The 13,352-nt window shown below is 52.8% G+C and carries 5 protein-coding genes, 1 tRNA gene and 3 rRNA genes; 6 read left to right on the plus strand and 3 right to left on the minus strand.

Annotation, left to right across the window (positions count from 1 at the left end):
• Window positions 1-90 precede the first annotated feature (90 nt).
• The 6 genes from ACL2XP_RS03920 (at window position 91) to ACL2XP_RS03945 (ending at window position 8,430) form a co-directional block, all read left to right on the plus strand.
• Window positions 91-1,633, plus strand: a 16S ribosomal RNA gene (locus tag ACL2XP_RS03920).
• Between the two features lie 287 nt (window positions 1,634-1,920).
• A tRNA-Glu gene (locus tag ACL2XP_RS03925) sits at window positions 1,921-1,996 on the plus strand.
• Between the two features lie 374 nt (window positions 1,997-2,370).
• Window positions 2,371-5,284, plus strand: a 23S ribosomal RNA gene (locus ACL2XP_RS03930).
• Window positions 5,285-5,490: 206 nt separating this feature from the next.
• Window positions 5,491-5,606: ribosomal RNA gene (rrf, locus tag ACL2XP_RS03935) — 5S ribosomal RNA — on the plus strand.
• The 16S, 23S and 5S rRNA genes sit together here with 1 tRNA gene alongside, the layout of an rRNA operon.
• Window positions 5,607-5,964: 358 nt before the next feature.
• Window positions 5,965-7,689 (plus strand): Eco57I restriction-modification methylase domain-containing protein, encoded by a 1,725-nt coding sequence (locus tag ACL2XP_RS03940; RefSeq protein ID WP_413737261.1) that lies wholly within the window; start codon window positions 5,965-5,967, stop codon window positions 7,687-7,689.
• On the plus strand, window positions 7,690-8,430 hold the full coding sequence (locus ACL2XP_RS03945) for a PaeR7I family type II restriction endonuclease (protein ID WP_413737262.1): 741 nt from the start codon (window positions 7,690-7,692) through the stop codon (window positions 8,428-8,430). It begins immediately after the preceding gene.
• Between the two features lie 290 nt (window positions 8,431-8,720).
• Here the strand turns inward: ACL2XP_RS03945 and ACL2XP_RS03950 are convergent, their stop codons facing one another.
• From ACL2XP_RS03950 to ACL2XP_RS03960, 3 genes are all read right to left on the minus strand, one after another.
• A complete protein-coding gene (locus tag ACL2XP_RS03950) occupies window positions 8,721-9,068 on the minus strand; it encodes a YfiM family lipoprotein (protein WP_413737263.1) in 348 nt (115 codons plus the stop codon).
• Between the two features lie 118 nt (window positions 9,069-9,186).
• Window positions 9,187-10,542, minus strand: a complete 1,356-nt coding sequence (gene pssA, locus ACL2XP_RS03955) for a CDP-diacylglycerol--serine O-phosphatidyltransferase (RefSeq protein WP_413737264.1) — start codon at window positions 10,540-10,542, stop codon at window positions 9,187-9,189.
• A 131-nt stretch (window positions 10,543-10,673) separates the two neighbouring features.
• Complete coding sequence (locus ACL2XP_RS03960) at window positions 10,674-13,352, minus strand: bifunctional acetate--CoA ligase family protein/GNAT family N-acetyltransferase (RefSeq protein WP_413737265.1); 2,679 nt, start codon at window positions 13,350-13,352, stop codon at window positions 10,674-10,676.

Here is a 13,352-nt window from a genome sequence, read left to right on the forward strand (position 1 = left end):
GGTATCGAAACACAAAATACCAAGTCTTGAAGAGTGACATACGGTAATTCAAAAGATTAACAGTATGACAATCTTTGAGCATCAAGCTTTTAATTGAAGAGTTTGATCATGGCTCAGATTGAACGCTGGCGGCAGGCCTAACACATGCAAGTCGAGCGGCAGCGGGAAGTAGCTTGCTACTTTGCCGGCGAGCGGCGGACGGGTGAGTAATGTCTGGGGATCTGCCTGATGGCGGGGGATAACTACTGGAAACGGTAGCTAATACCGCATAACGTCGCAAGACCAAAGTGGGGGACCTTCGGGCCTCACGCCATCGGATGAACCCAGATGGGATTAGCTAGTAGGTGAGGTAATGGCTCACCTAGGCGACGATCCCTAGCTGGTCTGAGAGGATGACCAGCCACACTGGAACTGAGACACGGTCCAGACTCCTACGGGAGGCAGCAGTGGGGAATATTGCACAATGGGGGAAACCCTGATGCAGCCATGCCGCGTGTGTGAAGAAGGCCTTCGGGTTGTAAAGCACTTTCAGCGAGGAGGAAGGGGTAGGGGTTAATAGCGCCTATCATTGACGTTACTCGCAGAAGAAGCACCGGCTAACTCCGTGCCAGCAGCCGCGGTAATACGGAGGGTGCGAGCGTTAATCGGAATTACTGGGCGTAAAGCGTACGCAGGCGGTCTGTTAAGTCAGATGTGAAATCCCCGGGCTTAACCCGGGAACTGCATTTGAAACTGGCAGGCTAGAGTCTCGTAGAGGGGGGTAGAATTCCAGGTGTAGCGGTGAAATGCGTAGAGATCTGGAGGAATACCGGTGGCGAAGGCGGCCCCCTGGACGAAGACTGACGCTCAGGTACGAAAGCGTGGGGAGCAAACAGGATTAGATACCCTGGTAGTCCACGCTGTAAACGATGTCGATTTGAAGGTTGTGGCCTTGAGCCGTGGCTTTCGGAGCTAACGCGTTAAATCGACCGCCTGGGGAGTACGGCCGCAAGGTTAAAACTCAAATGAATTGACGGGGGCCCGCACAAGCGGTGGAGCATGTGGTTTAATTCGATGCAACGCGAAGAACCTTACCTACTCTTGACATCCAGAGAAGTTTGCAGAGATGCGAATGTGCCTTCGGGAACTCTGAGACAGGTGCTGCATGGCTGTCGTCAGCTCGTGTTGTGAAATGTTGGGTTAAGTCCCGCAACGAGCGCAACCCTTATCCTTTGTTGCCAGCACGTAATGGTGGGAACTCAAAGGAGACTGCCGGTGACAAACCGGAGGAAGGTGGGGATGACGTCAAGTCATCATGGCCCTTACGAGTAGGGCTACACACGTGCTACAATGGCGCATACAAAGAGAAGCGAACTCGCGAGAGTAAGCGGACCTCACAAAGTGCGTCGTAGTCCGGATTGGAGTCTGCAACTCGACTCCATGAAGTCGGAATCGCTAGTAATCGTGGATCAGAATGCCACGGTGAATACGTTCCCGGGCCTTGTACACACCGCCCGTCACACCATGGGAGTGGGTTGCAAAAGAAGTAGGTAGCTTAACCTTCGGGAGGGCGCTTACCACTTTGTGATTCATGACTGGGGTGAAGTCGTAACAAGGTAACCGTAGGGGAACCTGCGGTTGGATCACCTCCTTACCGAAAGATACCTCATTGTGACGTGTCCACACAGATTGTCTGATAACTGTATTGAGCAACAGAACGTATGGTTTTGTACGTGAGGCGTCGCCTGACAGTAGGAGAGCAACGCGATGCGTTGTTCGGCTAGAAAAGGGTCGCTGATGTGCGCCGTAAGTGTAAGGTGTGGCCTGCAATAGGTGAGCAACGCGATGCGTTGTTCAGCTAGAAAAGGGTCGCTTACTTTCATTAATGAAAGTTTCGCCTTACACGGAAAAGCAACGCGGTGCGTTGCATGCATTTTCCGTGTCCCCTTCGTCTAGTGGCCTAGGACACTGCCCTTTCACGGCGGTAACAGGGGTTCGAACCCCCTAGGGGACGCCAAACCGCCTTACGATTGTCTGTTTATTTCAGAGCACACTCTAACGAGTATGCTGCGAAATACCGCTCTTTAACAATCCGGAACAAGCTGAAAATTTGAAATACCATGCTGAGCAAAATCAGTATGCGAGTCTCTCAAATAAGCAAATCCAAGTTGTTGCCGTGTCGATGGCAACATCTGATACTTTCTCTGTCGCCAAGGTGCGGTTTTTTGACCACGCTGAGGCTAGACGGTGCGAGCGATTACAGGGCAAGGCGCCCGGCACGGAGAAACCGCAGTGGACTGTCTGTCCATGAGGATTTCGAGTACCGGGGCAACGCCGCCATGAAGTCGCGCAGCCCGTCGGACAGAAAAGACAGACATCTTAGGGTTGTGAGGTTAAGTGACTAAGCGTACACGGTGGATGCCTAGGCAGTCAGAGGCGATGAAGGACGTGCTAATCCGCGAAATGCGCCGGTGAGCTGATATGAAGCGCTATCAGCCGGCGATGTCCGAATGGGGAAACCCAGTGCAATTCGTTGCACTATCGTTACGTGAATCCATAGCGTATCGAGGCGAACCGAGGGAACTGAAACATCTCAGTACCTCGAGGAAAAGAAATCAACCGAGATTCCCCCAGTAGCGGCGAGCGAACGGGGAACAGCCCAGAGTCACCATCAGCTTTTGCATCAGGAGAACGGTCTGGAAAGTCCGGCAACACAGGGTGATAGCCCCGTATCCGAAGGTGCAATGGCTGTGAGCTCGATGAGTAGGGCGGGACACGTGATATCCTGTCTGAAGATGGGGGGACCATCCTCCAAGGCTAAATACTCCTGACTGACCGATAGTGAACCAGTACCGTGAGGGAAAGGCGAAAAGAACCCCGGCGAGGGGAGTGAAACAGAACCTGAAACCGTGTACGTACAAGCAGTGGGAGCCTTGATTCGTCAGGGTGACTGCGTACCTTTTGTATAATGGGTCAGCGACTTATATTCTGTAGCAAGGTTAACCGTTTAGGGGAGCCGTAGGGAAACCGAGTCTTAACTGGGCGTCAAGTTGCAGGGTATAGACCCGAAACCCGGTGATCTAGCCATGGGCAGGTTGAAGGTTGGGTAACACTAACTGGAGGACCGAACCGACTAATGTTGAAAAATTAGCGGATGACTTGTGGCTGGGGGTGAAAGGCCAATCAAACCGGGAGATAGCTGGTTCTCCCCGAAAGCTATTTAGGTAGCGCCTCGTGAATTCATCTTCGGGGGTAGAGCACTGTTTCGGCTAGGGGTCCACCCCGGATTACCAACCCGATGCAAACTGCGAATACCGAAGAATGTTATCACGGGAGACACACGGCGGGTGCTAACGTCCGTCGTGAAGAGGGAAACAACCCAGACCGCCAGCTAAGGTCCCAAAGTCATGGTTAAGTGGGAAACGATGTGGGAAGGCATAGACAGCCAGGATGTTGGCTTAGAAGCAGCCATCATTTAAAGAAAGCGTAATAGCTCACTGGTCGAGTCGGCCTGCGCGGAAGATGTAACGGGGCTAAACCATGCACCGAAGCTGCGGCAGCGATACCTTCGGGTATTGTTGGGTAGGGGAGCGTTCTGTAAGCCTGCGAAGGTGGCCTGTGAGGGCTGCTGGAGGTATCAGAAGTGCGAATGCTGACATAAGTAACGATAAAGCGGGTGAAAAGCCCGCTCGCCGGAAGACCAAGGGTTCCTGTTCAACGTTAATCGGAGCAGGGTGAGTCGACCCCTAAGGCGAGGCCGAAAGGCGTAGTCGATGGGAAACAGGTTAATATTCCTGTACTGGGTGTGACTGCGAAGGGGGGACGGAGAAAGCTAGGTTCGCCGGGCGACGGTTGTCCCGGTTCAAGCGTGAAGGTGGAAAGAGCAGGTAAATCCGCTCTTTTATTCAACACTGAGGCGTGATGACGAGCCACTACGGTGGTGAAGGAATTGATGCTACGCTTCCAGGAAAAGCCTCTAAGCTCCAGGTCACATCGAATCGTACCCCAAACCGACACAGGTGGTCAGGTAGAGAATACCAAGGCGCTTGAGAGAACTCGGGTGAAGGAACTAGGCAAAATGGTGCCGTAACTTCGGGAGAAGGCACGCTGGCATTAGGTGGAGGGACATGCTCCCCGAGCCGAAGCCAGTCGCAGATACCAGCTGGCTGCAACTGTTTATTAAAAACACAGCACTGTGCAAACACGAAAGTGGACGTATACGGTGTGACGCCTGCCCGGTGCCGGAAGGTTAATTGATGGGGTTAAGCGCAAGCTGAAGCTCTTGATCGAAGCCCCGGTAAACGGCGGCCGTAACTATAACGGTCCTAAGGTAGCGAAATTCCTTGTCGGGTAAGTTCCGACCTGCACGAATGGCGTAATGATGGCCAGGCTGTCTCCACCCGAGACTCAGTGAAATTGAACTCGCTGTGAAGATGCAGTGTACCCGCGGCAAGACGGAAAGACCCCGTGAACCTTTACTATAGCTTGACACTGAACATTGAGCCTTGATGTGTAGGATAGGTGGGAGGCTTTGAAGTGTGGACGCCAGTCCGCATGGAGCCAACCTTGAAATACCACCCTTTAATGTTTGATGTTCTAACTCCGGCCCGTAATCCGGGTCGAGGACAGTGTCTGGTGGGTAGTTTGACTGGGGCGGTCTCCTCCTAAAGAGTAACGGAGGAGCACGAAGGTTAGCTAATCACGGTCGGACATCGTGAGGTTAGTGCAAAGGCATAAGCTAGCTTGACTGTGAGAGTGACGGCTCGAGCAGGTGCGAAAGCAGGTCTTAGTGATCCGGTGGTTCTGAATGGAAGGGCCATCGCTCAACGGATAAAAGGTACTCCGGGGATAACAGGCTGATACCGCCCAAGAGTTCATATCGACGGCGGTGTTTGGCACCTCGATGTCGGCTCATCACATCCTGGGGCTGAAGTAGGTCCCAAGGGTATGGCTGTTCGCCATTTAAAGTGGTACGCGAGCTGGGTTTAGAACGTCGTGAGACAGTTCGGTCCCTATCTGCCGTGGGCGTTGGAAGATTGAGAGGGGCTGCTCCTAGTACGAGAGGACCGGAGTGGACGCACCACTGGTGTTCGGGTTGTCATGCCAATGGCATTGCCCGGTAGCTACGTGCGGAAAAGATAACCGCTGAAAGCATCTAAGCGGGAAACTTGCCTCGAGATGAGTCTTCCCTGTGGCTTTAAGTCACCTGAAGGGACGTTAAAGACGATGACGTTGATAGGTCGGGTGTGTAAGCGCAGCGATGCGTTGAGCTAACCGATACTAATGACCCGTGAGGCTTAACCTTACAACACCTAAGATGTTTAGAGAGACGAAAGAATTTTCAGCTTGTAACGGAAGATATAACCAGCAGCCGGTCGAAACACGGACGGGCTGTCAACAACGCGGAGCGTTGGCCTTGCACAGGGGAAATGACAAAATTGCCGGGAGCAATTTTGTACAGCGCACAGCGCTGGCCCGCAGGGCGAGTCTCAGGATGAGACGAGAAATTTGCCTGGCGGCACTAGCGCGGTGGTCCCACCTGACCCCATGCCGAACTCAGCAGTGAAACGCCGTAGCGCCGATGGTAGTGTGGGGTCTCCCCATGCGAGAGTAGGGAACTGCCAGGCATCCAATTGATAAGCCCTCTGTGAAAACAGAGGGCTTTTTCATGTGCGTAAAATACGTAGTAACGCCCTACCGCCCACCGGACCTACCTTTCGCGGCTGAAGAGATAGAGCATAGATCTCAGTAACGTGTAAGATACTTGAATAATAGATCTTGCAGAAAAAAGGGCCGATACCTAGGATTTAGGCAAACTTCATCGTAACTACAAAATAAGATACATTAGCCTTTCCGTATCCGCTCATAAGGTTAACGATGATATAATACTTAATTAATTGTTTTTATAGTGTTTTTAACGGCTCTTTCAACAGGGCAATGGATCTGAAATTGCTTATTGACCACAGTTTTTAGGGGCTTCTATTCATGACATTTGAAGTAAGTAGAGCCAGGAAATCTTTTGCAGAAGGATCATATGCTGTGCTAACGGCATCAAACACGTTAGCGAGTACTGGGGGAATCGCGTCTCGCGGCGCCATCTTTACTCGGGTCGAAGTTGTTGAATTTATCCTTGATTTAGCTGGCTATACTGATGATAAACCACTTCATAAAATGCGTCTGTTAGAGCCGTCTTTCGGCGGTGGCGAGTTCCTTCTTTCGATTATTAAACGTTTACTGACGGCATGGAGAAGGTCAGGGGGAAACGGCAGCATATTAGCTGATTTAGCTAATGCTCTCAAAGCTGTCGAGCTTCATCATGATACTTTCGCAAATACCTATTCACAGGTGTTGGCCTACCTTAAAAAAGAAGGGCTTACAGCAAATGAATCAGCTTCGCTTGCAGATATATGGCTAATACAGGGTGATTATTTATTAGTTAGCCTAGAAGGAAATTTTGATTTTGTCGTTGGAAATCCCCCCTATATTCGCCAAGAACTGATTCCGGCAGCACTGTTAGCCGAATATCGTAAACGCTATCAAACGATGTATGATAGGGCAGATATCTACATTCCATTTATTGAGCGCTCTCTTTCCTTATTAGCTACGGAGGGAAATCTTGGTTTCATTTGTGCAGACAGATGGATGAAAAACCGTTATGGTGGCCCCCTTCGTAAGCTCGTGGCTGAACAGTTTAATCTAAAAATATACGTTGATATGGTTAACACCCCGGCATTCAATTCAGACGTTATTGCTTATCCGGCAATTACGATCATCAGCCGTACCGTCCAGGGGGCCACTCGTCTAGCCCATCGCCCGGAGATTAATCGGGCAGTATTAGCCACTCTGACAGATGCACTTCTTGCACCTGTTTTAATAAATGAAAACTCAACTGTGCGTGAGCTGACTTGCGTTATCAAAGATTCAGAACCATGGTTGCTGGAATCATCCGATCAATTAGCTGTGATTCGCCGTATTGAGCAGGATTTCCCTACTCTCGAAGCCGCTAGATGCAAAGTTGGCATTGGCGTTGCTACTGGTGCAGATAAAGCCTTTATAGGCGACTTTGCCTGCCTTGATGTGGAATCAAATCGTAAACTGCCGTTAGTTACGACCAAAGATATACTTTCAGGTGAAGTAAAATGGCGTGGTCAGGGGGTAATAAATCCTTTTGAGGATGAAGGCGGGTTAGTAGATCTTGCTAAATATCCGCGATTAATGCGCTATCTGGATACGCGTCGTGAAGCTATTATAAAACGTCATTGCGCTAAAAAAAATCCCTTGAAGTGGTATCGTACAATAGACCGCATTAACCCTGAGCTGGCAACTAAGCCAAAGCTTTTAATTCCTGATATTAAAGGAAATGCTCATATTGTTTTTGAAAATGAAGGCTTATATCCGCATCATAATCTTTATTACATTACCTCTGACGAATGGGACTTACGGGCATTGCAAGCTGTTCTTCTTTCATCGATAACGCGTTTGTTTATGGCGACATATTCAACGAAAATGCATGGGGGATTTCTGCGTTATCAAGCTCAATATTTGCGTCGTATCCGCGTTCCCTATTGGACTGATGTTTCATTACCGCTGCGGTTAGAATTAACTAAAGCTGCTTTAAAAAGAGATATACAGGCATGTAACTCCGCAGCGTTCAAGCTATATGGATTGACCGCTGAAGAACAATCTGCACTTGGAGGCGATGAAGAATAGATGGCACTTGATCTTGTTAATTACGAACAAAAAGCACAAGAGGCTGTAAAGGCATTTTGGGGCAATAGAGATATGGCCAGAAAGAAACAAATGGAATCCGGTAGACTCGATCAGGGTGAGCGTTCAGGGGTGACATCTGGCAAGAATATGGATGGTTTTCTTGCTCTTATCCTGGATATTATCGAGGCCAATGGTCTTGCGCATGCCCAAATCTATCAAAATAGAGCAATGCTAACTTTACCCGGTTATTTCCGCCCGACAAAATTGTGGGATTTACTTGTTATGTATAGAGGCGAGTTGATTGTAGCAATAGAATTAAAAAGCCAAGTAGGGCCATCCTTTGGGAATAACTTCAATAATAGAACAGAAGAAGCCATCGGAACTGCCGTCGATTTGTGGACTGCATATCGGGAGGGTGCGTTCGGTCAACAACCGTCACCATTTGTTGGTTGGCTAATGATGGTTGAGGATGCACCAGAATCCCGCAGGCCGGTTGTGGATCGCTCTCCTCATTTTCCTATAAATAGGGAATTTGATCGCGCTTCATACCTTGAAAGGTACGATATACTCTGTCAACGGCTCGCGAAGGAACAATTATACCGCAATGCTGCGGTTCTTGCTTCACCGCGTCATGGGATAAGTAGTGGCGAATATTCCGAGCTATCCCCGATGACGGGCTTGCAGTCATTCGTCACTTCTTTAGCCGGACATATTGCTTCACAAGCAGCCAGGTTGGGATGATATACATGATGATCATCCAATTGAGTGGGGTTGTTTAAATGAAGCTCTATTGTCACGTTTAGACTTTATGTGCGCATTGGTTATTCAATCTTTTATTAAACAGCCACTCACCTGCGGGATATCCCGGATGCAACGATTAACTTCAGTTTCCTGGGCATTAATTTTTTTGCCGTCGCTAATGTTGCCGCACTTATTTGACGCATTCCAGTAGGGATAATAATGAGCACTTCCTGGAATTATCCCGCCGGCAAAATATCCTGGACTTCAAAGCAGACCAAAGGCCGCCATGATTAATCGCTGATATAGTAGAGGGTATAACCGGTAGCCGCACCCGCCACGTCCCAGGCGAAATCCTTCCAGCTCCATCCGCTGCCCGCGGCCCGGCTATCGTAAGTCTCTTTTAACGCGCCCAGCGAAACGGAAAACATCAACCCGATATTGCGGCTGCGGGCCGGCGACGCACCCTGCCGATCGGCAACGGCGCTGGCTGCAACGGCCATGGCGGCCGAAGAAACAAAATGTTCCGCTTTATCCCTACCGGTCCAGCCATCCTGCGCCATATGGGTACAGGCGGTACACAGCAATAGCGGCAGCAAGGGAATCAACCTGAACCAGATAGCAACCTGCCTGCGCAGCATGCGGCCCCTCTTGATTAACGCCGGCTAATGGAAATGGAAAGATAACAAAATGCCGGCCTGTTGCTGAACGACAGGCCGGCAAACGCAAACGCTGCCAACGGCGCAAGCTTGGGGCGGATCAGAGAATCCGGCTGATTAACCGATCGATACGAATACGCCGCAGCCGGCGGATCAGCTTGCGCACTTTAATCGGATAATCACCAATGCCCTGCAGCTCGGTATAATGCGCAACTACTTTGGTATGGGTGCGGATCAGGCCAAGCTCATGCTCACGCTGCGCCCGCAGCGCACCCTGCGGATCGTGGATCAGCAAAGCATTTTCCAAATCCAGGCGCCAGGCGCGCGGATTGAGATTATTGCCGGTTAATAATTGCCACTCATCATCCACCCACATCCCTTTGAGGTGATAGGTATTATCGCCGTCCTTCCATAACCTGACCACCAGTTGCCCGTTATCCACATAACGCTGCAACCGTCCGAGAAAACGGCGCAGATTAATTTCATACAGATAGGGCAGGGCGCCGATAATCTTAAATGGCTGATCTTCAGGAATATAAAAATCGTTAGCGGTTTTATCGCCGACGATAATCTCCACCCGCTTATTCTGGCGCAGCAGGGCGATGATATTCCTCACCAGTAACGCCGGCATATTAAAATAAGGGGTGCATAACGTGAGCGAGCTGTCCGCACAGGACATCAAATGATGAATGGTCTTGTTCAGCGGGCTTTGCTTACCCAGCCCGACCAGCGGCGTGATGGTTAAACTATCGTAAGAAGCGGCGTCATTGCAGCTATAGGCGGCCTGGCGCAACGACTGGCGAAACAGCCGGGTATCATTCTTGATTTCGATACTTTTAGGCCGATCCGGATTGTCCAGCCGGTTAACGGCCGGGGCATTTAACAGATGGTTGCGGATATAACCCAGCATACATTCCGCCAGCGCGGGGTTGCGGATTAGCTGATAGCGATCGTAGCGATAACTCTCTAACTGGTGCAGATAGACATTATTGAGGCTGGCACCACTGTAAATCACGGTGTCGTCAATAATGTAGCCTTTCAAGTGCAGCACACCCAAGGCTTCGCGGGTATTTACCGGCACGCCGTATATGGGCACCGACACCCCGTAATGCTGTTGCGCCATACGGCAATACCAGTCGGCATTGGTATTTACCGCCGCGGCGCCGATACGTCCGCGCTGCGCGCGATGCCAGTCGACCAGAATACAGACCTCCAGCTCCGGATTGAGCTGCTTGGCGCGGTAGAGGGCCGACAGGACGGCCTCTCCCCCCTCATCCTGCTCAAGATACAGCGCCACCAGATAAATACGCTGCCTGGCGCGCTCAATGGCGCTCAGTAAAGCGACGCGAAAATCCGCGGGACCGTATAGCGTTTGTACGTCATCAACCGTCTGGGGAATTTTGGGCAGTTGTGCAAGGTGTTGTTGGTGTTTGGTACGTCTAAAGTTTGACAACATCACAGTGCGCTTCTTCTCTTGTCATCGTATGGTGGAATGACCATATGCAAAAACACAAATGCGTGGAATCGGCCATAATAACATTACTTTTCCCGGTTGTGGCTATGTTTCGCCGCAGGTTGATGCGCGCTTTAGGTTCGCGTCCCGGCATCGTCCCCCGAGTCGGTTGCCAATTGCAGTGACATTGCCGCGATGCCGTCCTCCAGTTGCAGATCGACGGTGAACCCCAGTTTCTTCGCCAGGGAAATCATGCCGTGATTGCTGGGCATGGTGATCGCCGTCAAACGCTTAAGTCCGTGTCCACGGGCGTAATCGATGGTTTTTTCCAGCAGCAGGCGGCCCAACCCCATTTTTTTCAAATCCGAGCGTACCAGCACCGAAAACTCGGCTTCGGTATTATCAGGATCGGAATACGCTCGCGCCACGCCGATAATGGTATTTCCCGCGCCGTTTTGCCGGATTGCGACAAAAGCCATCTCTCGATCGTAGTCGATTTGGGTCATATAAGCCAAATCTTCATGGGTAAATTCCGTGATCTCGCTGAAGTAACGATAATAAAGATCTTCCGGGGTAACGGCGCCGATAAACTGCTTAAGCAGCGGTTCATCTTCCGGCAGGATCGGCCGGAACAGGCAGCGCTCGCCGTTTTTCAGCGTCACCCGGCACTCCAGCTTCTGCGGGTAGGGGCGGATCGCCAGGCGCGCTTCCGGATCGCCCCGGCACTCCGCCAGTTCGAGGCTGACATCCAGCAACGTCATATCGCTGCCGCAGGCCAGCAGCGGGTGAATATCCAGATAAACGATTTCGGGGCAATCAAGCAATAAATTGGAGATCTGCACCAGCAGGCGGCTTAGCGCGGTCACATCCAGCGAATAAAGCGGCCGATGGTTGCGAATGGCTCCTTTTTTCAAGCCCTGGCGCACCATATTATGGGCCAGCGTCATGTTCAGCGGCGGCAGGGCCACCGCCATTTGCCCGGCCTGACGCCACTCGTTTTCACTTTCGCCCAGCAGGATCAGCGGGCCGAACACCGGGTCCTGCTCGACCACGATGCGTAGTTCCTGCGTGCCGGCGCGATTGGCCATGCTTTGCACCAGCATGCCCTCGATGCGCGCTTGCGCAAAAGTTTGCGCCACCCGCTCCATCATGGCGTTGGCCGCCTGCTCCACTTCCCGCGCGTTGCGCAGCGACAGCATGACGCCCTGCACGTCTGATTTGTGGGGAATATCGGGGGAACGCAGTTTCAGCGCCACCGGGTAGCCAATGCGATCGGCGATGGCGACCGCCTCGGCGCTGTCGCTGGCGATCCACGTGGGCAGGGTGGTCAGGCCGTAGGCCTCGACAATCGGCCGTATTTCGTGGGTGGCCAGCCGGGTAATGCCCTGATCCAATGCCTGGCGGATCAACTGATGGGCATGGGCGGTATCGGCGGTTAACGCCGCCGGCTGGGCCGGGGTTTCCATCAGTTGCTGCTGGTTGCGGCGGTACTCCGCCATATGCATAAAGGCCGTTACCACGCCTTCCGGCGTGCGGTAAGTGGGCAGGCCGGCCTCGGTAAACAAACGCCGCGCTTCCCGGGACGAAAATTCGCCGCTCCAGTTGGTCAGCAGGGTAATTTGCCGGCCGCGGGGATGCATCTTGATAAGCTCGATAACCTGCTGGGCGGTTTCGCTGCTGGGCGCGGCGGCGCTGGGGGCATGGATAATCAATAACGCATCGTAATCCTGGCTGTCGAGCAGCGCCGACAGCGCCGCGCGATAGCGGGCCGGAGTAGCGTCATCCGCCAGGTCGAGCGGGTTGGACGCCACCAATGGGGCCGGTAGCGCCGCCTGCAGCGCCTGGCGGGTGGCCGGGCCAAGGGTCGCCAGCTTGCCGTGCCGGCTGAGCAATTCATCCAGCGCCAGCGCCGCGGGGGCGATGCCGTTGCTGACAATCATCAGCCGCTCGCCGCGCAGCGGGCGCATATGGCTTAAGGTTTCAACCGCCGAAAACAGCTCATGGGTATCGCGCACCCGCAGCAGGCCGGCCCGTTGGATGGCGGCGTCGTAGGCGGCGTCCCGGCCCTGGGGATAATTAAGCAGGCGCTGCGCCTGCGCGCTGCGCCCGCTTTTGATCACCAGGATCGGTTTATTGCGCGCCGCGCCGCGGGCCGCAGAAAGAAACCGCCGCGCATCGCTCAGGTGCTCCAGATGCAGCAAGATGGCGCTGGTTTTACTGTCGCGGGCCAGAAAATCGAGCACATCGTCCACATCGATATCAATGCTGTCGCCCAGCGCGATAAAATAAGAGAAGCCGATTTCGCGCTGCTGCGCCCAATCCAATACGGTATTGGATACCGCGGCGGATTGGGAGATAAAGGCCAGCTTGCCCTTGTGGATCGGCACCGGTGAAAAGCTGGCGTTCAGTCCTTGCCATGGCGCCAGCACCCCCAGGCTATTGGGCCCGAGCAGGCGTATGCCGTAGCGCACGGCGCAGGCTTTCAGCTCGGCGAACTGGGCCGGCGGCGAAGAAAGGATGATTGCCGTTTTGCAGCCATGGCGGCCAAGGTCGTCGAGCAAGCCGGGATTACGGCTGGCGCGGGTGCAGATAATCGCCAAATCGGGCGTCAGGGGCAGGGCGGCCACATCCGGATAACTCAGCACGCCGCAGACGGCCCGATAATGCGGGGTTACCGGCAATATCGGCCCGCCGAATCCGCCGTCGAGCAGATTACGCATCATCAGGTAACCGGCCCGGCCCGGCTTATCGGACGCCCCAAGTACGGCGATCGATTTTGGCCTGAGCAGTGCTTCCAAACCTCGTTGACTCAT

It is taken from the genome of Sodalis sp. RH21, assembly GCF_047324175.1.
Taxonomy (GTDB): Bacteria; Pseudomonadota; Gammaproteobacteria; order Enterobacterales; family Enterobacteriaceae; genus Acerihabitans.